The organism is uncultured Endozoicomonas sp., assembly GCF_947495845.1.
Lineage (GTDB): Bacteria > Pseudomonadota > Gammaproteobacteria > Pseudomonadales > Endozoicomonadaceae > Endozoicomonas.
The window spans coordinates 116,137-137,116 of sequence record NZ_CANMAO010000005.1 but is presented as its reverse complement, the minus strand read 5'-3'; the positions used below and the strand labels follow the sequence as shown (position 1 = coordinate 137,116).

General features: G+C 48.4%; 20 protein-coding genes. 13 read left to right on the top strand and 7 right to left on the bottom strand.

Translation table 11 applies throughout. The annotated features are described in order from the left end of the window. Positions 1-6: 6 nt before the first annotated feature. Complete coding sequence (locus Q1B11_RS06090) at positions 7-942, bottom strand: D-2-hydroxyacid dehydrogenase (protein ID WP_299729186.1); 936 nt, start codon at positions 940-942, stop codon at positions 7-9. Positions 943-1,349: 407 nt separating this feature from the next. On the opposite strand from Q1B11_RS06090, the gene Q1B11_RS06085 reads away from it, so the two are divergent. After that, complete coding sequence (locus tag Q1B11_RS06085; RefSeq protein WP_299729181.1) at positions 1,350-1,691, top strand: 5-carboxymethyl-2-hydroxymuconate Delta-isomerase; 342 nt, start codon at positions 1,350-1,352, stop codon at positions 1,689-1,691. A gap of 27 nt (positions 1,692-1,718) precedes the next feature. On the opposite strand, the gene Q1B11_RS06080 is transcribed toward Q1B11_RS06085, so the two are convergent. Both Q1B11_RS06080 and Q1B11_RS06075 read right to left on the bottom strand, forming a co-directional pair. Then, positions 1,719-1,964, bottom strand: coding sequence for a DUF6482 family protein (locus tag Q1B11_RS06080; RefSeq protein ID WP_299729177.1), 246 nt, complete (start codon positions 1,962-1,964; stop codon positions 1,719-1,721). 13 nt (positions 1,965-1,977) lie between these two features. Then, positions 1,978-2,523 carry a hypothetical protein gene (locus tag Q1B11_RS06075; RefSeq protein ID WP_299729174.1) on the bottom strand — a complete coding sequence of 182 codons (546 nt, stop codon included), beginning with the start codon at positions 2,521-2,523 and terminating at the stop codon, positions 1,978-1,980. Between the two features lie 212 nt (positions 2,524-2,735). Here Q1B11_RS06075 and Q1B11_RS06070 point away from each other — a divergent pair, with 212 nt between their 5' ends. Continuing rightward, complete coding sequence (locus Q1B11_RS06070; RefSeq protein ID WP_299729171.1) at positions 2,736-3,710, top strand: FAD-dependent oxidoreductase; 975 nt, start codon at positions 2,736-2,738, stop codon at positions 3,708-3,710. A 56-nt stretch (positions 3,711-3,766) separates the two neighbouring features. Here the strand turns inward: Q1B11_RS06070 and Q1B11_RS06065 are convergent, their stop codons facing one another. The 3 genes from Q1B11_RS06065 to Q1B11_RS06055 all read right to left on the bottom strand — a co-directional run bounded on the left by Q1B11_RS06065 (position 3,767) and on the right by Q1B11_RS06055 (position 7,310). Continuing rightward, positions 3,767-5,209 (bottom strand): TrkH family potassium uptake protein, encoded by a 1,443-nt coding sequence (locus Q1B11_RS06065; RefSeq protein ID WP_299729168.1) that lies wholly within the window; start codon positions 5,207-5,209, stop codon positions 3,767-3,769. Between the two features lie 132 nt (positions 5,210-5,341). Then, positions 5,342-6,319 carry an MDR family oxidoreductase gene (locus tag Q1B11_RS06060; protein WP_299729165.1) on the bottom strand — a complete coding sequence of 326 codons (978 nt, stop codon included), beginning with the start codon at positions 6,317-6,319 and terminating at the stop codon, positions 5,342-5,344. Positions 6,320-6,416: 97 nt separating this feature from the next. Next, complete coding sequence (locus Q1B11_RS06055) at positions 6,417-7,310, bottom strand: LysR family transcriptional regulator (RefSeq protein WP_299729162.1); 894 nt, start codon at positions 7,308-7,310, stop codon at positions 6,417-6,419. Positions 7,311-7,504: 194 nt separating this feature from the next. Between Q1B11_RS06055 and leuC the strand changes: the two genes are divergently transcribed. The 8 genes from leuC (at position 7,505) to Q1B11_RS06015 (ending at position 16,899) form a co-directional block, all read left to right on the top strand. After that, positions 7,505-8,962 (top strand): 3-isopropylmalate dehydratase large subunit, encoded by a 1,458-nt coding sequence (gene leuC / locus Q1B11_RS06050; RefSeq protein ID WP_299729159.1) that lies wholly within the window; start codon positions 7,505-7,507, stop codon positions 8,960-8,962. A 15-nt stretch (positions 8,963-8,977) separates the two neighbouring features. Next, the gene (leuD, locus tag Q1B11_RS06045; protein WP_299729156.1) at positions 8,978-9,616 is read left to right on the top strand and encodes a 3-isopropylmalate dehydratase small subunit; all 639 of its coding nucleotides are present in this window, start codon (positions 8,978-8,980) and stop codon (positions 9,614-9,616) included. A gap of 255 nt (positions 9,617-9,871) precedes the next feature. After that, the gene (leuB, locus tag Q1B11_RS06040) at positions 9,872-10,954 is read left to right on the top strand and encodes a 3-isopropylmalate dehydrogenase (RefSeq protein ID WP_299729153.1); all 1,083 of its coding nucleotides are present in this window, start codon (positions 9,872-9,874) and stop codon (positions 10,952-10,954) included. 47 nt (positions 10,955-11,001) lie between these two features. Next, positions 11,002-12,123: an aspartate-semialdehyde dehydrogenase gene (gene asd / locus Q1B11_RS06035; RefSeq protein WP_299729150.1), complete on the top strand. Its 1,122-nt coding sequence runs from the start codon at positions 11,002-11,004 to the stop codon at positions 12,121-12,123. 85 nt (positions 12,124-12,208) lie between these two features. Then, the gene (locus tag Q1B11_RS06030; protein ID WP_299729147.1) at positions 12,209-12,667 is read left to right on the top strand and encodes a PaaI family thioesterase; all 459 of its coding nucleotides are present in this window, start codon (positions 12,209-12,211) and stop codon (positions 12,665-12,667) included. Then, the gene (locus tag Q1B11_RS06025) at positions 12,664-13,119 is read left to right on the top strand and encodes a PaaI family thioesterase (protein WP_299729144.1); all 456 of its coding nucleotides are present in this window, start codon (positions 12,664-12,666) and stop codon (positions 13,117-13,119) included. The genes Q1B11_RS06030 and Q1B11_RS06025 overlap by 4 nt, the downstream gene beginning before the upstream one ends. Positions 13,120-13,214: 95 nt before the next feature. Further along, the gene (locus tag Q1B11_RS06020; protein WP_299729141.1) at positions 13,215-14,228 is read left to right on the top strand and encodes an Asd/ArgC dimerization domain-containing protein; all 1,014 of its coding nucleotides are present in this window, start codon (positions 13,215-13,217) and stop codon (positions 14,226-14,228) included. 268 nt (positions 14,229-14,496) lie between these two features. Continuing rightward, positions 14,497-16,899 carry a FimV/HubP family polar landmark protein gene (locus tag Q1B11_RS06015; RefSeq protein ID WP_299729138.1) on the top strand — a complete coding sequence of 801 codons (2,403 nt, stop codon included), beginning with the start codon at positions 14,497-14,499 and terminating at the stop codon, positions 16,897-16,899. Between the two features lie 193 nt (positions 16,900-17,092). Here Q1B11_RS06015 and Q1B11_RS06010 read toward each other — a convergent pair whose 3' ends face one another. Then, entirely contained in the window at positions 17,093-17,956 is an 864-nt protein-coding gene (locus Q1B11_RS06010) for a hypothetical protein (RefSeq protein WP_299729135.1), read from the bottom strand. Between the two features lie 211 nt (positions 17,957-18,167). Between Q1B11_RS06010 and truA the strand changes: the two genes are divergently transcribed. From truA to trpB, 3 genes are all read left to right on the top strand, one after another. After that, a complete protein-coding gene (gene truA / locus Q1B11_RS06005; protein ID WP_299729311.1) occupies positions 18,168-18,971 on the top strand; it encodes a tRNA pseudouridine(38-40) synthase TruA in 804 nt (267 codons plus the stop codon). A gap of 138 nt (positions 18,972-19,109) precedes the next feature. Beyond that, a complete protein-coding gene (locus Q1B11_RS06000) occupies positions 19,110-19,730 on the top strand; it encodes a phosphoribosylanthranilate isomerase (RefSeq protein WP_299729132.1) in 621 nt (206 codons plus the stop codon). Further along, entirely contained in the window at positions 19,727-20,971 is a 1,245-nt protein-coding gene (gene trpB / locus Q1B11_RS05995) for a tryptophan synthase subunit beta (protein ID WP_299729129.1), read from the top strand. Before Q1B11_RS06000 ends, trpB begins: the two co-directional genes overlap by 4 nt. Positions 20,972-20,980 lie beyond the last annotated feature (9 nt).

Sequence of the window (20,980 nt, the reverse complement as noted above, 5' to 3'; positions counted from 1 at the left end):
AGGAACTTAGAAAAGCCCGCTGTTACGGATGTTGTTCACCAGCTGTTGCAGTAGCCTTGCGCGGGATTCAAGGGTGGCCCAGGCAATGTGCGGAGTGATTATCAGGTTATCTGGCTGGTGGCGAATCAATGGGTAATCTTCCGGCGGGGGTTCTGTGGTGATGACATCCACAGCGGCACCAGCAATATCACCATTGTTTAACGCAGTGACCAGCGCTGCTTCATTAACAATGCCACCGCGAGCAGTATTGACCAGAATCGCAGAAGATTTCATCGCCTGAAATTCCGGCTCAGAAAACAGGTTTCTAGTGGATTCAGTTAATGGGCAGTGAATACTGATGATATCCGCGTCGCTCACCACCTGCTGAAACGGTGTTCTGCCCGGGCGCAGATTGTCAGCCTTTTTTTGTTCCGCAATCAGTACATTCATACCAAAGGCTTTCGCCAGATGTTCCACGGAGCGAGCGAGATGACCGTAACCCACCAATCCCATGGTCTTTCCCGCCAGTTCAATCATCGGGTAATCAAACAGCCAGAAAGACTGGCTTTTACTCCACTGACCCGATCTAACCAGTTGGTTGTACCCTGCGGCATGGGTGGTCAGCTCGAGAATCACATTAAACACCAGTTGGGCAATACTGCTGCCACCGTAATTGGTGACATTTTTTACCGCAATGCCCCGCTGCTCAGCGGTGACAAGATCCACATTGTTCATGCCGGTGGCGGCGATGCAGATGAGCTTCAGATGCCCGAGTTGACTGAGCACAGAGCCATCGAGAACCACCTTGTTCGTGATGATGATCTGAGCATTCTGGCAACGCTCCAGTACACGATCAGGCTGGGTAAAATCGTGAAGCTGCCATTGCACAGGCAGTTCGTGGAGTGGAGTCAAGTCCAGATCGGGCCCCAGAGTGGCAGCGTCCAGAAATACACCGTTGATCATTTTGTCTCCTATGGATGAAGGAATTGAACTCAACCCAGTTGCAATGCATTAGTTGCATAGATCATGTGCATAGATCATACCTTGTGTGCCATCTCGAAGCACGATCAGCCAGTACTAAGAACAGATAATATCTTTAAAAACACCCGTATCAGGAACTAATGCTCAAAAAAGCTGACTCTTGCTCGAAAAGTTAAGAAACTGAGCAATCAAACGCGGGCAGGTTTGCAGAAAATAAGTAGGCATCTGGCAAAAGTGCCAGAAACTCTTCTCCATAATCGGTCGATAAAAAAAGCGCAGCATGTTGTTCATAGCTTTGCCCATCGGTTCTACAACTTGCTTCAAGGTATGCGTTGAAACATGGTAAAACCTGAATGAGTTATCTTTATTAACTCTTCAGGTTGTTATCCATGCCACATTTCATTATTGAATGCTCCAGATCCATTGAAAAATTTACCCTTCCAGATCAATTGATGTCCTCTGTTTTTCAGTCTGCTGTGCAGTCGGGGTTGTTTAATGAAACCGATATCAAGGTGAGAGTGCAGCCATTTGATCACTATCTTCTGCCAGTTAAGAGAATGGATTTTATTCATGTGACAGCAAGAATTCTGTCGGGACGAAGTGAAGAACAAAAGCAGTTGCTGTCAGAGAATGTTATGGATGCTTTGGCGGGTTTTGGTTTCAAAAACACCTTAGTGTCTGTTGATGTTGAAGATAGTAACCGGGCGGTTTATTTGAAACGTGTTGTCTGAGTGACAACACGTTTGCATTGGGTTGGATCAACTGGCCGGGAAAATCATCTCATCATAGGCTGCTGAAGTGATCAGCTCCATCTGCGCTGCAATGTCTTTACCAAGAAAGTCCTTTGCTTCACTGATGCTGTGGAAGATCTTAGGCGTCTTATGGTCCAGTTTCAGCAGCTCAGAACCATTGATCTGACAAAGGTAAATATCCCCCTCGTGGCTAATCAACTGCACTGTGACTGGTGCTCTTTGTGCGGCTTTTTTAAGTTCTTTAAGGTACATGGGTATCTCCAGATTAGCTGTAATGTTTCCGGGGAATTAGATCTCCAAGGAAGGGGTTATCAATACTGCTGACGAAACCAGCAGGTTTTACCGGTTCAAAATGAGATGTGATGGAATCGAGGACTTTGCGGTCATTTTTTGTGCGTAGATCCACCATGAGCACAGCGCCGCCTTCACTGATATGGTCATGAAATGGCTGGAGTCGATAATTATCGCTGGACGCCCCAATCAATCCCCCCAACCAGGTAGAAAATCCCAGTACAATGACGCAGGCGAACCCGGTGATGAGCAGGCCAGCTGTATGGTCAGCTAGTAGTTTCCAGGAAATTATGCCTGTGAGTAAAGAAAGCATCATACCCACAAGAAATCCGCGCTCCCCGGAATGAATAACATCGGATTCTTCCAGAAAGTTAAGGTCGTTCAGGTGATATTGAATGGTTCTGGTATGATCCATATGGGCAATGTGCAACTGCTCATGATGAAGGCCGGCACTTTCCAACTGCTCTGAAAGGTGTCTGGCGGTTTTTAAGCCGGGTAATAGGTAGAGTTGTTGTTTCATGATGCAGCTCCGTTGCAATTTCTGTAATAAGTAAAGGGTAGCTCCGAAAATCTTTGTTATGCTGCCGTTTATCGGCGGTCCAATGTTTTACGCAGCATCGATCTGATTGGTTTTTTCGTACAGGGCTTTTTGACGTAAGGCTGTGAATTGCAATAAAAACAAATAGTTACTTATTAATAGCTGTCTGATACGAGCGCTGCTAAGGAGAAAATGTGAAAATTGCTGTGATTGGCTCAGGTCTTTCTGGAATAAAAACTGCAAGCTTATTGCATAAAATTGGTCATGATGTGACGGTTTTTGAGAAAAGCCGGGGCTTTGGTGGGCGAATGGCTCATCGTCGGTTGGAGTGGGCCGGCTTAGATCTGGGCGCGCAATATTTCACAGCGCGGGATCCTGCCTTTATAAAAGAAGTCCATCAATGGTGTCGCGATGGTGATGTGGCTCAGTGGCGCTTTTCTCCCCATCGAATAGAGGATGGGCAGCTGGTGGCGTCATCGGATGAGACTCAACGCTTTATTGGGCTGCCAACGATGAACCAGCCTGTTAAAAAGCTGGGTGCCGATCTTTCAGTAAAGTGGCGTACACAAATCGTAAGTGTCGAGAGAGGCCGGAAATGGACACTCTGCGGAGCGGAGGGAGAACGATTCACTGGTTTTGACTGGCTGGTGGTGAGTGCACCGGCAGAGCAGACACACGCGTTATTAAAACCGCATTCATTAATAACTGCAGCCATTCCTGAGGTGGTTCATGAGCCTTGCTGGGCGCTCGGCTTGGGCACCCGGGGTAACGTAGCAAATTCCATTCAAGGGATTTTTGGTGATGAAACGGTGCGCTGGGTGTCTCGATTGTCCAGTCGCCCTGGTTTTATTCAATCAAATCGTGTGGATGATGTTTGGATGCTGCATTTCGCGCCGGGATGGTCTGAGCAACAGAGCAAAGACTCTATTCTGGATGTTGGTCTTGAAGGTATTAGTTGGTTAAGCAACGTTCTTCAGATTGAACTGCACTCTGTTGAGCAACATCTTCATTTCTGGCGCTATGCCAATATAAGACCATTTTCACAGGAAAAGCCTTACCTGTTAGATCAGCAGAATCAACTTGCTGTGGTCGGTGCGTGGTGTGCGGGGGGAAGGGTTGAGGGAGCCTGGCTGTCAGCTAAGGCGTTTGTCGATGAATTTTCAGCATAATGAGTTAGGGGCAACCTGAATTTTTGTTTTGTAGCGTGTTTGCGCAGAAGTAAAGCTTAACCTTTCCAGAAAGCGGGTGTGAACAACACCAGCACCGTAATAACTTCCAGTCTGCCAAGTAACATGCCCGCACTTAAAATCCATTTGGCAGCGTCATGAAGAGCACTGAAGTTTCCAGCGGGGCCAATAATATCACCAAGCCCCGGTCCTACATTGGTAACCGCAGTCGTGGCTCCTGTCACACTGGTGATCGGGTCGAGCCCACACAGCGCGAGTAATAGGCTGATCAGTGCGATCAACAAAATAAAAAAGAACGTAAAGCCAATAAGGGAGCGAAGAATCTCACTGCTGATCTGTTGTCCATTATAGGTTTGTACAAAACAGGCTCTGGGATGCACCAACTGTTTCAATTGAATATGCAACAGTTTACTACCGATCTGGAAACGGAATATTTTTATCCCACCCGCTGTAGAGCCAGAACAACCGCCAACAAACAACAAAAAGAAAAAGGCGATGTTGGCAAATCCACCCCACAATGAATAATCACCATAAGCATAACCAGTTGTCGTCACCGTGGATGTTGTATTAAACGACACGAGGGTTAGTGACTCAAAGAAACTGTACTGTGAATGAAAGCAAAGCCAGGTTCCCAGCACCAGCCAAACGCACACCAGAAAACCGATAAATGCCTGAACCTGTGTGTCTTTATACAGGCAATCTATCTCTCCTCGCATGCCGCGCACGAACAGGACAAAAGGGAGGCTGGCCAGAATCATAAAAAAGGTACTGGTCCAGATAATGAATGGGCTTCTAAAATATCCCATGGAAGCATCGGAAGTTGAATACCCACCGGTGGATACCGTGCTCATGGAGTGATTAATTGCTTCGAATCCGGTCATGCCGCCGAGGAAATAGAGATAGGCGCAGAGTGCCGTCATGATCAGATAGACGAGGATGATGCGCTTGGCGATGCTGCCAGAGCGGGGGAGTGCTTTTTCAGACCAGTCCGATGATTCGCTTTGAAAAAGACGCATGCCGCCTACTTTCAAAAAAGGCAGCACAGCCACGGCCATAACAATAAATCCGATCCCCCCAAACCATTGCATAAGCGATCGCCAAAGCAACACACTGTGATCCATATAATCCAGCCCGGTTAAAACTGTGGACCCTGTAGTGGTGATCCCGGACATTGTTTCAAAAAATGCATCGGTATAGCTGATGGGCAATTTGAACCAAAAGGGTAACGCGGCAAAACTGCTCACAGCAATCCAGCACAGTGTTGTTAATACAAACACTTGCCGGGGCTTCATATTAAAGGTGTCGGGTTTGAAATTGATGGTCAGAGCAGCGCCGGTCACTAGAGTAATACCGGCAGCCGCAAGAAATTCCCAAATAGCTGAATTATCGGTGAGCAGATCATAGATCACCGGTATTAACATGAATTTTGCCAGGGCCGTCAGGAATAGACCGATGACATAAAGTACCGGACGATGGTTCATTACTTTTCATCAAACTGTGAGAATAGACAGTAATGCCCTGAGTTAGAACAGGGCATCCGGTTTGCTGACGGTGCTATAAACGACAGCCTTATAACCATCAGTTGATGGGAAGTGTAGAAGGTCGATGAAGGATTACAACTTGATCAGGGTACGACCAGTTACCTGTCCATTGGTGATGGCTTCTGCCAGCTCTGGTACGGCATCAAGCGCCACTTCGTTGCCGGCATTGCTGTAGAACGTTTCTGGCAGTAATTCTGCAACACGACTCCAGGCCTGAGTGCGACGCTCAAAAGGACACATGACAGAGTCCACACCGAGGAGTTTTACACCACGGAGGATAAATGGCATGACAGTGGTAGGCAGATCAAAGCCACCGGCGAGACCACAGGCAGCCACCGCACCATCGTAGTCTATCTGAGCCAGTACCTTGGCCAGCACTTTACTGCCAACCGTATCAATGCAGCCAGCCCAGAGTTGTTTTTCCAGTGGTTTTGCCGGTTCCAGTAGATCATCACGGGGGATGACACGGTCAGCGCCAATGGATTTCAACCACTCATTGTTTTGCTCACGGCCTGAGCAAGCCACTACCTGATACCCCAGCTGATCCAGTAGCGTGATGGCGACACTGCCTACACCACCGCTGGCACCAGTGACCAGAATGTCACCTTTGTCTGGTGTAATACCAGCGTCTTCTAATGCCATCACACAGAGCATGGCGGTGAGGCCTGCAGTGCCAATGATCATGGCTTTTCGGCTATCCAGGCCTGTGGGCATTGGGACAAGATAATCTGCAGGGACGCTGGCTTTTTCGGCCATACCGCCCCAATGATTTTCGCCGACGCCCCAGCCAGTGAGTACAACTGAGTCTCCGGGCTGGTAACGGTCGTCACTGGAGGTCAGCACTTTACCCGCGTAATCAATGCCCGGCACCATAGGGAATTGGCGAATAATTCTGCCTTTTCCGGTAATGGCCAGGCCATCTTTGTAATTCAGAGAGGAGTATTCAACGCTGACCACAACATCGCCAGCTGGCAGGCTGCTGTCGTCCAACTGCTCAACAGTTGAGACAGTGTTCGCATCCTGTTGATTAAGTACCAGTGCCTTGAACATGGTTGATCATCTCAGCAAAAAGGGAGTATTGACTATACTCCTGCTCTGATATTGTGGCGAGAGTTGGCTTTTTGCTGGACATTGAAAATACACTGCGCTATTGCGTCAATGTATTATCTTTACTGCTTTCCAAAAGCGTCACAAAGGCTTGAGCGGCATTAGACAAGGTGCGTTTTGGATGCAGAATATAGCCAAGCTCCCGTGCCGGCGAGGCACCTTTCAATCGCACATCCAAAACGGTGAGATCATCTTCCTGCATGGTCAGCGGCAATATACTCCAGGCTAACCCGATAGAGGCCAGCATGCGAAGTGTCTCCAGATAATTGGTGGACATCGCTGTTTGCAGTTGCAGTGCTTCCTGATCAAACAGATCTTGTACAATCTGGTAAGTGAAAGTGTTTTTCCCCGGCAGTACTGCTTGATACTCGCTAAGTTGTGCTGCGGTTATTTTTTTCAGACGAGTCAGTGGATGGTCTTTGGCAGCCATAAAAACCAGAGGGTCGTGCCAGAGCTTTTTGGGCAACAGGTTAGGTTGCTTCGTGGGCGATAAAGTAATAACTCCCAGTTCAATTTCACCCCGGTTCAACATTTCATAGGATGCTTCAGAGTCCACAAAGCGGATATCCAGTTTCACGTCGGGATATTGGTTGGTATAGGTTTTCAAAATTTCAGGTAAACGACGCAGGCCAATATGGTGACTGGTTGCTATGGACAGTGGCCCTTTGATGTCGCTGTTCAGGTTGATGATCTCTTGCCGGGTACCTTTTACCAGCTCCATCATCTGGCGAGCTCTGGGTAGCAAAATTTTACCGGCTTCATTTAACGTGGCCTGTCGTCCAATACGATCAAACACTGGTGTGCCCAGTTGATCTTCCAGTGCGGCAATACGCTTGCTGACTGCGGGTTGAGTGAGAAACAGTTTTTCGCCCGCCTCTGAAAAAGAGCCAGTATCCACGATTGCAAGAAATGCAGCCAGATTGGTGGTATCCATTGTCCTATCCTACTAATCATTCATTCCTATAAGTTATCAATAGCATAAAAAAGATGAATTTGAGTAATTTTTGTTGTGGGGCTAGGATTGTTACTGTTCCGAACAACTCACTGAAATAACAAAAACCGCTTATAAATCAAGCTGGTCATAAAAAGCACAGCGGTTTTTTGATAAAACAAAACGAGGGTAGAGTGATGGCTGGTCAGGCTTCCAGAGGTAAAACGCTTTACGACAAGTTGTGGGATGCCCACCTTGTCAGTCAGCGCGACGATGGTTCCGCATTGATTTATATCGATCGTCACCTGCTCCATGAAGTGACCTCACCTCAGGCATTTGAGGGCTTGAGGCTTGCTGGCCGAGCGCCCTGGCGGTTGGATACCAATCTGGCGACGCCGGATCATAACGTACCCACTACGTTCAGTGAGCGTCAACACGGTATTGAGGGGATTGAAGATTCGGTCTCTAAAATTCAGGTGAAAACCCTGGATGAAAACTGCGATCATTTTGGCATTACCCAGTTTGATATGAAAGACCGTCGTCAAGGTATTGTGCATGTGGTGGGGCCTGAGCAGGGCGCTACTTTGCCCGGCATGACCGTGGTTTGCGGTGATTCCCATACCTCCACCCACGGCGCCTTTGGTGCGTTGGCTCATGGTATTGGTACTTCTGAAGTCGAGCACGTCCTTGCCACCCAATGTCTGGTGGCAAAAAAAATGAAAAATATGTTAGTGCGCGTTGATGGTGCTTTGGGTACGGGTGTGACGGCCAAGGATGTGGTGTTGGCTATTATCGGGCGTATTGGTACTGCGGGCGGCACGGGTTGTGCTATTGAATTTGGTGGCGAAGTTATTCGTAACCTGTCCATGGAAGGTCGTATGACCATTTGCAATATGGCCATCGAAGCTGGAGCTCGCGCCGGAATGGTTGCGGTTGATCAGACAACCATCGATTACGTGAAAGACCGTCCGTTTGCACCCAAAGCTAAACAGTGGCAGCAGGCGATAAACGTCTGGAAAACATTGCATTCAGACGACGATGCCCAGTTTGATGACGTTGTCGTGTTAAATGGTGCAGATATTAAACCTCAGGTGAGCTGGGGTACTTCTCCGGAAATGGTTTTACCCGTCGATGGCAGTGTGCCTGCCCCGGAAGATGCGGAAGATGAAACCCGCAAAGAAGGTTATGCCCGTGCTCTGGAATACATGGGTTTAACCGCTGGACAAAAAATTACGGATATCCCCGTTGATCGAGTCTTTATTGGTTCCTGCACCAACTCCCGAATTGAGGATTTGAGAGAGGCGGCAACTGTCGTTAAAGGGAAAACTGTTTCTCCATCTGTTAAAGAAGCTCTGGTGGTGCCTGGCTCCGGTTTGGTGAAAGCTCAAGCGGAAGCCGAAGGGCTGGATAAAATTTTCACTGAAGCCGGCTTGCAATGGCGTGAGCCTGGTTGCTCCATGTGTCTGGCCATGAATGCCGACAAATTGGGGCAGGGTGAACATTGCGCTTCTACGTCTAATCGTAACTTCGAAGGTCGTCAGGGCTTTGGTGGTCGCACCCATCTGGTGAGCCCGGCTATGGCAGCAGCGGCAGCCATTGCCGGTCACTTCGTAGATGTACGTCAGTTTGTCAATAATGCTGAAACCGCAGCTTAAGGGAGGTTAATGACTATGCAGGCTTTTACTGTACATAAAGGGTTAGTGGCTCCCATGGATCGTGCCAATGTGGATACGGACATGATCATTCCCAAGCAGTTTCTGAAATCCATCAAACGCTCTGGTTTTGGTGTGAACCTGTTTGATGAACTGCGTTATGAAGATGAAGGTTTCCCTGGGCAGGATTGTTCGAAGCGCCCTCTTAACAAAGAGTTTGTGCTGAACCAACCTCGTTATCAGGGCGTTTCTGTGTTGATTGCACGGCAAAACTTTGGTTGTGGCTCCAGCCGTGAACATGCGCCCTGGGCTTTGGATGATTTTGGTTTTCGTTGCGTTATTGCACCCAGTTTTGCGGATATTTTTTACAACAACTGTTTTAAAAACGGCATTTTGCCTATCACGCTCTCTGATGAGCAAGTGGATCAATTGTTTTCAGACGTTGATGCCAACGAAGGTTATCAGCTGGAGATTAATCTTGAACGAGAAGTGGTGGTCAAACCAAACGGTGACGAATTGCCATTTTCCATTGACGCCTTCCGACGTCACTGTTTGTTAAATGGTTTGGACGACATTGGCTTAACGTTACAGGACGCGGATAAGATTCGAGCGTTTGAACAGGGTTATCAGATAAATAATCCATGGCTTTTTTCGTAGGTCGGTAACCCTTAGGAACTGTCCCTGAATAACTTCACTGCTCAGAGAAGCGTTTTCCGTTTACCGTTTTCCGTAAAAGCGCAAGCAGCAAGGCTTTTACGGTAAACGGACAACGGTAAACGGGCAACGCTTCTGGTTAAATGTGGAAGTTATTTTGTGACAGTTCCTTAGGGTTGCCGACGATGGTGAGAAATGTTGGCAATCCTTTCAGAATTACCAACCTACGAAACGCTTTGATGTAAATAAGGAATAACAATGAGCAAGCAGATTTTATGTCTTCCCGGTGACGGTATTGGTCCGGAGATCATGGCGGAAGCCCTGAAAGTGCTGGATGTGGTCAAGCAGACGTTTGGGCTGGATATTGAGGTTAGTCATGGTCTTGTGGGTGGTGCAGCCATCGATCAGGATGGTGTGCCTCTGACAGATGACGTGTTGGCTGTTGCCAAGGCTTCCGATGCTATTTTGTTTGGCTCGGTTGGCGGGCCGAAGTGGGATGATCAGCCCATGGTCAATCGTCCGGAAAAAGGATTGTTGAAATTGCGTTCCGAGTTGGATTTGTTTGCCAACTTGCGCCCGGCGATCTTGTTTCCGCAATTGGCGGCAGCGTCCAGTTTGAAACCTGAGTTGGTGGCTGGGCTCGATATTCTCATTGTCCGCGAATTAACCGGTGGCATTTATTTTGGCGAACCTCGAGGTGTTCGTACTCTGGAGGACGGAGAGCGCGAAGGTTATAACACCTATGTTTATCGGGAATCAGAAATTCGTCGTATAGCAAAAGTGGCTTTCGAGGCAGCGCAAAAACGCGGAGGTCGTTTATGTTCCGTGGATAAATCCAACGTATTGGAAGTGACGGCTTTATGGCGTGACGTGGTGGTTGAAGAATCTGCCGCATACAACGATGTTGAGCTGAGCCATATGTACGTTGATAATGCCGCCATGCAACTGGTGCGGGCACCGAAACAGTTTGATGTCATGGTTACCGGCAATATGTTCGGTGATATTCTCAGCGATTGTGCTGCGATGTTGACCGGCTCTATTGGTATGTTGCCTTCGGCTTCCCTGAATGAAAAGAATCAGGGCATGTATGAGCCGGTACACGGCTCTGCACCGGATATTGCCGGCGAGAATAAAGCAAACCCGCTGGCACAGATTCTCTCTCTGGCTATGTTGCTCCGTTACTCTTTGAACGAGAGTGTTGCGGCGGACGCTATTGAAAAGGCAGTAAGCGATGTGTTGGATAAGGGCTATCGCACCGGTGATATTGCTTCTGAGGGAAGTCAATTGCTCGGCACCGATGAAATGGGTGATGCGGTGGTTGCGTGTTTGCAGCATTCGTAATGATTTGTGATGTTTTTGATTAGATGTTTTGCGGCAGCGGGGGCAGCATGAAAAAAGTAGGTTTTGTGGGTTGGCGTGGCATGGTTGGCTCCGTTCTGATGGAGCGCATGCAAGAAGAAAGCGACTTTGCTCGTTTACAGGATAAAGGCGTTGAGTCCGTTTTCTTTACCACGTCACAATTGGGTCAGCCGGGGCCCGAGGTGGGGGTGCCAGTGGGAACCCTACAGGACGCTCATGATATTGACGCACTGGCGGCGATGGATGTCATCATTTCCTGTCAGGGTGGTGATTACACCGGCAAAGTGTTTCAGCCATTACGTGATACGGGCTGGAAAGGTTACTGGATTGATGCCGCCTCCTCCCTTCGTATGAACGACGAAGCGGTGGTGATACTTGATCCGGTCAATCGTGATGTTATCGATCAGGCACTGAACGACGGTGTTCGTAATTTTATCGGTGGTAACTGCACTGTGTCGTTGATGCTGATGGCCATTGGTGGCTTATTCCAGCAGGATGCAGTGGAATGGGTGAGTGCCATGACGTATCAGGCGGCCAGCGGTGCTGGAGCCCGTAATATGCGGGAGCTGATCAGTCAGATGGGTACTATTCAGGCGAACGTTGCCACTGAACTTGCGAATCCACACAGTGCCATCCTTGATATTGACCGCAAAACCTCATCCCTGTTAAGAAGTGCTGACTTGCCTCAGAGTGAGTTTGGTGTTGCCCTGGCGGGCAGTTTGATTCCTTACATTGATAAAGAATTGGAAAACGGTCAGAGTCGTGAAGAGTGGAAAGCTCAGGCAGAAACCAACAAGATTCTTGGTCGTCAGGGATCACCGATTCCGGTGGATGGTGTTTGTGTTCGCATCGGTGCCATGCGCTGCCACAGTCAGGCGTTGACCATCAAACTGCGAAAAGATATTCCCATGGCAGATATCGAGGCGATGATTGCCGGTGCCAATGATTGGGTGTCTTTGATTCCCAATCATAGGGAAGAAACCATACATCAGCTGACGCCTGCGGCTGTGACTGGTAAGTTGGATATTCCGGTGGGTCGTCTGCGCAAACTGAATATGGGGTCGGAATATCTGTCCGCATTTACGGTAGGTGATCAGCTGCTTTGGGGCGCGGCAGAACCACTTCGTCGTATGTTGACGATCCTGCTGTAAACAACGCTGCCTTAAGATAAGATAAAAGCCGGTTGCAGATGTGCCGCCGGCTTTTTTATAACAACAAAAAATGGCGCTTTTGCTTATGCCAACGGATGAGCAGCTCAATACGTTTGCAGGCAACTTCATTAAGATGTTGCCTCATTGTCATCATTTAAATATGTCCCTTATTCATGCAGCGCCGGACGGTGTCGAAATGGAGATGCCTTACGACGCTCGTCTAGTGGGTAATCCGGAAACCGGTGTGATTCATTCCGGAGTTATTACGACGTTGATGGATTCATGCTCCGGGGTTGCGGTTTATGCCCGGCTTAGCAAGATGGAAGCCTGCCCAACACTGGATCTGCGAATTGATCACCTGACGACAGCGGAACCGGAAAAACCGATTCGGGCATTTGCCGAGGTCTATCACATGACTGACTCTATGGTGTTTGTTCGTGGCGTGGCTTTTCAGGAGAGCAAAGAGAAACCGTTTGCCCATTCCATTGGCACTTTTATGCGACTTGGAAAAGAAGGCTTGAACCCTAAGGAGGGCAGGTCATGAATCGCCAGGAATTGGTTCAACAAATTATCACCGCCCGGGAAACCCGGAGCTTCAGTCTACTTACTCAGGTTATTCCTTATGCAGAACTGATCGGCATGGAATGTTTGTCAGTGGGGGATGATGCGCTGTTCAGCTTAAAGTATCAGCAAACGAATATAGGTAATCCCATTTTACCCGCCATCCATGGTGGTGTGATCGGTGGGTTTATGGAGATGTCGGCGGCCTTGCATTTAATGCTGTTTATGGATGAGCCTCGATTGCCTAAGATTGTGGATTTCTCCATTGACTATCTTCGCTCCGGTCAGCCCAAAGCGATTTATGCGCAATGTGCAGTTTGTCGACAGGGGAGTCGAGTGGCCAATGTGTCGGTGACGGCATGGCAAAGTAAAAAAGAAGAGCCTATTGCCATTGCCAGAGGGCATTTCAAACTCTCCAGAGCTAATGCTCTTTAGAAAGGGCTTGCCTGTTAATTGGTGGCTGTATAGAGTCACGGGTTTTCTTTGTCTTTGGGGCGTTTCCCCTATTTGACTGACAGGTTGCACTCCCCATGAATCAAACTCTTAATATTGCCATTTCTGCAGCGGATACGCTGGCGGGTGAAACTCTGGTTCGTCAGTTGGAAGAGCACTTGATGGATGGCCAGTCGCTGCCTGTGTTGAACCTTTATTTGATCAGTGAAAAAGCCGATGCCGTTTGCGAGTTGGAGTTTCATGGCGAAGAATTGGAATACACCAGTGCAGATGCGGTGGATTTCTCCATGGTTAACTTTCTGATGATCCCGTCAGGTACTCAACGTAACGTGGAGCTGATGAGTCGAGCGGTTGAGAGTGGTTGTTATATTGTTGATGCTTCCCGGGGGGCGGCGGCACAAGGATATACTTTGCCGGTGATGCCTGGCTTTAATGAGCACTTTTTGTCAGAGGTGGCTGAAAATCGTTACGCCGTAATGCCTTCTTCTATTGCTGCACCACTGTTGCCATTAATACAGATGATTCATCAATACTGTTCCGTTAGTCGAATTAGCCTTGCGGTGATGCAGTCAGTTGCTTCCCATGGTCGGATTGGAGTTGATGCCCTGAGAAAACAAACCATCGAGCTATTGAATGGTAAGCCTATTGAAAGCGAGCAGTTTGATCATCGGCTGGCTTATAATCTTGTGCCGGAAAAAGCTTCAGAAGATGAAAACGATAATGAATCCCTGATCGGTCACGAGTTAAGAATGGCTTTGGGTGAAGAAGTGGATATTCGTGTATCAGCAACCACCGTTCCTGTGTTTTTTGGCGACAGTTTTCTGGTGGATATTGATGGGGTGCAACCTTTTGAGCTGGAAGAGCTGAAAGCGGCTTTGGAAGAGTGGGGGGGAGTCTCTCTGCTGGCTGACGAGGAATTGCCAACAGTCGAGCGTATTGCGGGTTCAGATGAGATGTGCATTGGTAGAATACAGCAGGTTGGCACCTATAACAGAGGCTTGAGTTTTTGGGTTGTTGCCGATAGTTTGAACAGAGGGGCTGTACAGGCTGTTGAATTAGCAGGGTTATTGATCAAAGACTTGGCTAGATGATACCGTAAGCACATTGCGTATGATGTGAAAATAACGGGTAAGGAAAATTTTTTGTCCTGTAAATCACGGTATTAAAATAGAGCTGTAGCCACGGGCTGCCTATCCGAAGTAAAATGATTTTTGACATTTTCAGAAGGTTAGGCACCGGTCGGGTTTCGATAAGCGCAGCTATTTTCAATTTTGTCCATTGCAGCTTCGGGCCCTTTATATTTGGTGGCCTCTGGAGACAAAAGGCGCTGGCAGCCTATGTATATAACAAGGATTCACAATGAGACTGCATAAACTTGTCGTAGTGATGGCAGCATTGGCAGGGAGTTTTGCCCCGCTGAGTGCCAGTGCATTAGGTATGGGGGAGGTGAAACTCTACTCCTCCCTGAACCAGCCACTCATGGCAGAAATTGAGTTAACGCAGGTTCGGGAGCTCACCCGAAATGAGATACTGTCTAACTTGGCCAGCAAGGTGGATTTTCAGCGTGCCGGTATTGAACGCCCATTCATGCTCAGTGGTTTGAAGTTTCGAACAGAAGTAGGCCCTAATGGTAATGGCATCATCAAAGTTACCAGTACCCAACCGATCCATGAACCTTTCCTGAACTTTCTGGTAGAAGTCCACTGGCCAAGTGGTCGACTTTTGAAAGAATATACCCTGTTATTGGATCCACCAGCATTTAATGGCCAGTTGATGGCTCCGGTAGATCAGGCGGTTTCGGATGCAACACCCTACGGTGTAACGCCGGTGACGGATACGCCTGTGTTGCCTCAATCTTCCAGTGTTAATACGAGCGCAAGCCAATCTGCGCGAGGGGATGATAATTCTTCTCGTAGTACCCAGTCTTCAGCAGGCTCAACAGGGCGTCTGGATCGACCTAAAACTAATTTTTCATCGCCATCATCGTCCGGAAATCAATCAGGTGACCCGGATACTTATCGGGTTAATCGTAATGACAGCCTCTGGGAAATTGCCCGTGATGTCAGACCGGGAAGCGATCTCAGTATTCAACAGACCATGGTGGCCATTCAGCGTGCCAATCCTCAGGCATTTATTGATGACAATATTAATCGTCTGAAAACCGGGCAGGTGCTTCGAATTCCGAGCCGTAACCAGATCACCAGTATTGCGATGGGCGAGGCGATAAGTGACGTTTCCCGGCAAAATAGCGAGTGGGCGGGGAGAAGTCAGATCGCTCAGATCGATGCGACCCGGGTTACGTCGCCTGTAGCAGAAGATAAGCGGACAACCAATTCTGATGGCACGCTGGCGATCGTCACTCCGGACGGTTCCACAGGCCGTGGTCAGGATTTAGGTGGTGGTTCTGTTGAGAACGAAGCGGGTTTGCAAACTGAGCTGGCCATGACCCGTGAACAGATGGATAAGGTCAGTCGTGAGAATGCCGAATTAAAGAGCCGCCTGGGCAGTCTGGATGAACAGATTGAAACCCTTGAGCGCCTTTTGGTCGTTAAGGAAGATCAGCTGGCTGCGTTGCAAAATCAGGGGAGTCTTCAACCGGAAGAGAGCCTTCAGCCTGACGAGAGCCTTCAACCGCAAGAGGCAGATCTGGGTGTTGTGGTCAATGAACCTCCTCCGGCTCCAAAGCCTGAGCCAATGCCAGAACCTTTACCTGAGCCTGTAGCTCCAGATGATTTCCAGATGGAAAAAACAGGCTTTGTTAGCTTCCTGCTTGGAAATCCTATTTTGCTTGCAGCGCTGGGCGTATTGCCTTTCGGAGCAGCTATTCTCCTGTTCCTGAGGAATCGCAAAAAAAAACAGGAAGAAGCGGATGAGGATGATGGCTTTCAAACATTAGATCTGGTGCCAGCGTCTGGTAATCTTCAGTCAGCGGTCAGTGGAGACGACCAGCTAAAGTTTGATGAAGCGCTGAATATTGATGATTCCGTCGTTGATGATATTGACAGTGGTGTCACCACCCAGCAAACACAGGATGTCATCAGTGAGGCTGATATTTATATTGCCTACGGCCATCTGGATCAGGCGGAGGAGTTGGTGCAGCAAGCGATTGCCAACGAGCCTGGACGTGCTGATCTGAAAGCGAAACTGGCTGAGATTTATGCGGAAGCGGGTGATCAGGTAAAATTTGATCAGGCTGTCAGTGCTGTCCAGACTACTGGTGATACAACCGCTATTCAGGCTGCAGAAGGGTTCCGATCTCATTTTCCGAACAGTGCTGAACTAAATGCCTCACCCGCCGCCCCTCAACAGGGTGAGCTGCCAGAGTTTGACTTGAGCGAGTTCGACTCAGACGTGACAACCAATGATGCCTCTGATTCCGGTGATCTTGAGTTTGACTTGGATGGCTTTGGTAGTGAACCAGAGCCTGCGCCTGCAGCCACACCTGCAGCAGCTGAAGATGATTTCAATCTTGATGACATAGACTTTGGCTTTGATGTTGAAGATGATAATTCTGTCGGTCAGGATATTGAAGCAGCCTTTTCTGATGACGGTGGCTCGAGCTTTGAAGAGTCGCTGGATGATGATCTCGACTTTATGGATGATGGTGATGAAGCATCCACTAAGTTGGATCTGGCCAGAGCTTATATGGATATGGGTGATATGGAAGGCGCGGCCTCGATTCTTCAGGAAGTGGTTGATGAGGGCAGTGATGAGCAGAAGAAGGAAGCGATGGATCTTCTGCAGGCGGCCGGCGTGAGCTGATTGGTTTTGCAGGCTTGCTAGTAAAAGTGCAGTATAAAAAAATGGCAGCTACCTGTTATCGGGTAACTGCCATTGCTTTATTTGGGCGTTTACTTGGAGGGGATTAAGTAAACCAACGCCCAAATCTTGCCAGATGACTATCAATTGCTTTGATTTTTAATAGCCTTTGTTTGCATGGGTAAACCTCGCTATTTTAGGATGCTCCTTTTTCTTCTTGTAGTCGCTTGTTTTCATTCTTTAAGCGGGCAACCTGTATTTGGAGTTCAAGTATTTGGATGTCTCTTTTATGGATTTCAGTGTCAGCATCCTGCAGTTCCAATTCAGTAGCTTCGTTTTGCTTTTTCAGTACTTGCTTAAGATCTGCCACTATTTGCTGAGTAGACCGCTGCAGACATTCTGCGGCAAAATTCTTGCTATCGCTTGTCTTTTTATAGTCTGCAAGGCATCTCACTTGCTTGCGTAGAGATTTGGTTTTAGTTACTTCCTTCTCCAGCTTTTTCTGAAGAGTGCTTTGTGTATTAAGCAGTTCGCTTTGTTTGTTAAGTAGTGAGCAGTTTTTTGCAAAGGCTAAGGATAGTTTTGCCTGTTGAGTCCTTGTAGTAGATTTACTCTCAGCTTTGCTCTTTGCATTATCAATTTTTTCTTTAACAAGAAGATTTTCCAAAACCTCGACGTGTTCTTGTAGCTCAATATTTCGTTTTTTAAGATCGACGTTTTTAAATTTCAGAGCTTGCATTTCACTGGCAAGTTTGCTTAATGTTGGTTGTTCCTGAGTTGAAGGTTCTGTACTGGTGGAGGAAAAGGTTTCATCCATATAGCCACTGTCTTGTGATGTATGACTCGGACGTCGATTGAAGCTCTGTTTCCCAATGTTGTTATCGAGACCCTCTTTGATGGTGATGCTTGTGTAACCCGATATTGCATTAAAAACGCCCTTAAAAGTAAACCAGCCTGACTCTGGGATCTGTTTTTCTGCAACAGGTGCTTTGGTGGTAATCCCATTGGTATGAGTCTTGAGGGTCCAGTTTGGAGTAACGGTATTTAATAAACTAATCATGTGTTTGCCCTCCTAGGCCATAATGTGTACTTCATGATTATGTGCGTAATGCTTTTATGGTGTCCCCCTTGAGGGAGCGCCCGGTTGATGATGAAACTTACAATACAGAGTTGGGATGGCTTCATAAATGCGACATAAGGCTATTTAGCCATTGGTATAATGTGTGTGGTTGTTTAGAATTGCCGGATTTGACTATTGGGTTCAGGTGTTTATGCCTCGCTATGCTGCCAGTGTTCAATATGATGGTTCTCGGTTCTATGGCTGGCAGAGCCTGAAAACTGGCTTGCCAACCGTACAAGCTGCGGTCGAAAAAGCGCTTTCAACAGTGGCTGATCATCCGATATCGGTGATTTGTGCCGGTAGAACCGATGCACGGGTTCATGGTTCCAATCAGATTATCCATTTTGATTCAGACTCTGTCCGCACTGAGCGGGGTTGGGCTTATGGCGCCAATGCCAATTTACCCGATGATATTGCGGTCAATTGGGTTAAGCCGGTTTCAGATGATTTTCATGCCCGTTTTTCAGCAAAGTGGCGTCGATATCGATATGTGATTTATAACCATCCTATTCGCCCGGCACACTTATCCAAAGGGGTTACCTGGAATTACCGCCCTTTAGATGTGGCGCGGATGAAAGAAGCGGCAGAATACTTAAAAGGTGAACACGATTTTACCTCGTATCGAGCCATTCAGTGTCAGGCAAAAAATCCGGTGCGCACCGTCACCCGTATGGATATCTCCCGCCATGGCCCGTTGATTGTGATCGATGTGCAGGCGAATGCCTTTTTGCACCATATGATTCGTAATTTTGCGGGTGTGTTAATGGCAATTGGTTGCGGTAAACGGGAGCCAATCTGGGCAAAGGAAGTGCTGGATGCCCGGGACCGTGGCCAGGGCGGTGTCACTGCATCTCCCTGTGGTCTCTATTTTATTGATGTTGGTTATGATGAGGTGTTTGGTTTGCCTGAGAGCGAATCGAATCCGCACTTTATTGCTCCGCTGCTCCCCCTTTGAATTGCTGGTAAGAACCACGAGCGACACTATAAAGGAGAGCAGAGGAGAGGAAAGGAGAGTGCAGTATTTACCGAAAGGTTCTGATACTATCAACAGTCTATGTGCCTCCTTAACCGAAGACGGGAAAAGTAGACGGAAATGGATGTAACTCCCCGTATCAAAATTTGCGGAATTACCCGGCCTGAAGATGGTCTAATCGCCGTAGAAAGCGGTGCTGATGCCCTTGGGTTGGTGTTCTATGCCAAAAGCGCCCGTTATGTCACAGCAGAGCAGGCGGCTGACATTGTTTCAGTGTTGCCGCCGTTTGTCAGCGTCGTGGGTTTGTTTGTGGATGCACAAGAAGCACTGATTCAATCGGTTATGGAGTCGGTGCCGTTGTCTTTACTTCAGTTTCACGGTAAAGAAACAGAAGCCGAATGTTCCCGCTGGGGAATGCGTTATTTGAAAGCCTTTCGGGTCAGGCCTGATCATTCGGTTGAAGACATGGTCATGCCCTATCACTCGGCTTCCGGCTATTTGCTGGACAGCTACAAGCCCGGCGAACCGGGCGGCACTGGGGAATCATTCGATTGGGAATTAATTCCCCGATCGTTGAGCAAGCCTGTCATTCTGGCAGGTGGGTTAAGTCCTGATAACGTCAATCAGGCAATTAACAGGGTTCGACCCTATGGAGTTGATGTCAGTAGCGGCGTGGAAGTTCGCCCTGGCATTAAGGATCACGACAAAATCAAAGCCTTTATGAAGGCGGCGGGAAGATGATGGTCGATCAAAAGAAAAGTGATGTCTTGTTTACTGGTCATTATGACCAGCCGGATCTGATGGGCCATTTTGGCCGGTTCGGTGGCCGTTTTGTAGCTGAAACGTTGATGGGTGCTCTGGAAGATCTGGACAACACCTGGCGTGAGCTCTGGCAAGACAAGGCGTTTCAGGCGGATTTTGATCGGGATCTGGCGGACTTTGTTGGTCGCCCATCTCCGCTCTATTTAGCTGAACGCTGGACCAACGAGCGCGGCGGCGCAAAAATCTACTTGAAAAGGGAAGACCTGAATCATACCGGCGCCCACAAAATTAACCATGCGGTAGGTCAAGCATTGCTGGCCAAGCACATGGGCAAAACCCGGATTATTGCGGAAACCGGCGCCGGTCAACACGGTGTGGCTTCGGCCACGGTGGCAGCCCGCCTTGGGTTAGAATGCGTGGTGTATATGGGCGCTAAAGACGTAAAACGTCAGGCCCTGAACGTGTATCGTATGAAGCTGCTCGGCGCTACCGTGATTCCTGTTGAGACCGGTTCCCAGACATTGAAAGACGCCATTAATGAAGCACTTCGTGACTGGGTGGCTCGTCCGGAAGATACCTTCTATTTATTAGGTACGGTGTGTGGCCCGTCTCCTTATCCTGAAATGGTGCGTAACCTGCAAAGCATTATTGGCCGTGAAGCCAGGCAACAGATTATGGCTAAGGAAGGAAAATTGCCTGATGCCCTGGTCGCCTGCGTCGGTGGCGGCTCCAATGCCATGGGTTTGTTCCATGAATTTATTAAAGATACCTCGGTCAAACTCTACGGTGTTGAGGCCGGTGGCCATGGTGTTCATACCGATAAGCACGCTGCTCGAATGAGTTCCGGCCGCCCGGGTGTTTTGCAGGGTGCCAGAACCTATCTGATGACTGATGAGCACGGTCAGATTACTGAAAGCCATTCGGTGTCTGCCGGTTTGGATTACCCTGGCGTTGGACCCGAACACAGTTATCTCAAGGATATTGGTCGAGCAGAGTATCCTACTGCCACGGACGATGAAGCGCTGGATGCGTTCAGAAAGCTCACTCGTCTTGAAGGCATTATGCCGGCGCTGGAAACTGCTCATGCCCTCGCCTACGTGGATAAATTGGCTCCAACCATGGATAAAGATCAGATCATCATCTGCAACTTATCCGGCCGTGGTGATAAGGATATTCATACCGTTGCCGAGATCGACGGCCTTGATGGGTTTGAAGGGTAAGGATCGCAC

What these genes read in the sequence shown, in the direction of transcription:
- Q1B11_RS06075 (WP_299729174.1), bottom strand. Translation starts at nt 2,523, where the DNA reads ATGAAACAACAACTCTACCTATTACCCGGCTTAAAAACCGCCAGACAC.
- Q1B11_RS06060 (WP_299729165.1), bottom strand. Translation starts at nt 6,319, where the DNA reads ATGTTCAAGGCACTGGTACTTAATCAACAGGATGCGAACACTGTCTCA.
- Q1B11_RS06020 (WP_299729141.1), top strand. Translation starts at nt 13,215, where the DNA reads ATGAATCAAACTCTTAATATTGCCATTTCTGCAGCGGATACGCTGGCG.
- leuD (WP_299729156.1), top strand. Translation starts at nt 8,978, where the DNA reads ATGCAGGCTTTTACTGTACATAAAGGGTTAGTGGCTCCCATGGATCGT.
- Q1B11_RS06085 (WP_299729181.1), top strand. Translation starts at nt 1,350, where the DNA reads ATGCCACATTTCATTATTGAATGCTCCAGATCCATTGAAAAATTTACC.
- trpB (WP_299729129.1), top strand. Translation starts at nt 19,727, where the DNA reads ATGATGGTCGATCAAAAGAAAAGTGATGTCTTGTTTACTGGTCATTAT.
- Q1B11_RS06090 (WP_299729186.1), bottom strand. Translation starts at nt 942, where the DNA reads ATGATCAACGGTGTATTTCTGGACGCTGCCACTCTGGGGCCCGATCTG.
- Q1B11_RS06025 (WP_299729144.1), top strand. Translation starts at nt 12,664, where the DNA reads ATGAATCGCCAGGAATTGGTTCAACAAATTATCACCGCCCGGGAAACC.
- Q1B11_RS06080 (WP_299729177.1), bottom strand. Translation starts at nt 1,964, where the DNA reads ATGTACCTTAAAGAACTTAAAAAAGCCGCACAAAGAGCACCAGTCACA.
- Q1B11_RS06030 (WP_299729147.1), top strand. Translation starts at nt 12,209, where the DNA reads ATGCCAACGGATGAGCAGCTCAATACGTTTGCAGGCAACTTCATTAAG.
- Q1B11_RS06015 (WP_299729138.1), top strand. Translation starts at nt 14,497, where the DNA reads ATGAGACTGCATAAACTTGTCGTAGTGATGGCAGCATTGGCAGGGAGT.
- leuB (WP_299729153.1), top strand. Translation starts at nt 9,872, where the DNA reads ATGAGCAAGCAGATTTTATGTCTTCCCGGTGACGGTATTGGTCCGGAG.
- Q1B11_RS06010 (WP_299729135.1), bottom strand. Translation starts at nt 17,956, where the DNA reads ATGATTAGTTTATTAAATACCGTTACTCCAAACTGGACCCTCAAGACT.
- truA (WP_299729311.1), top strand. Translation starts at nt 18,168, where the DNA reads ATGCCTCGCTATGCTGCCAGTGTTCAATATGATGGTTCTCGGTTCTAT.
- asd (WP_299729150.1), top strand. Translation starts at nt 11,002, where the DNA reads ATGAAAAAAGTAGGTTTTGTGGGTTGGCGTGGCATGGTTGGCTCCGTT.
- Q1B11_RS06055 (WP_299729162.1), bottom strand. Translation starts at nt 7,310, where the DNA reads ATGGATACCACCAATCTGGCTGCATTTCTTGCAATCGTGGATACTGGC.
- Q1B11_RS06065 (WP_299729168.1), bottom strand. Translation starts at nt 5,209, where the DNA reads ATGAACCATCGTCCGGTACTTTATGTCATCGGTCTATTCCTGACGGCC.
- Q1B11_RS06000 (WP_299729132.1), top strand. Translation starts at nt 19,110, where the DNA reads ATGGATGTAACTCCCCGTATCAAAATTTGCGGAATTACCCGGCCTGAA.
- leuC (WP_299729159.1), top strand. Translation starts at nt 7,505, where the DNA reads ATGGCTGGTCAGGCTTCCAGAGGTAAAACGCTTTACGACAAGTTGTGG.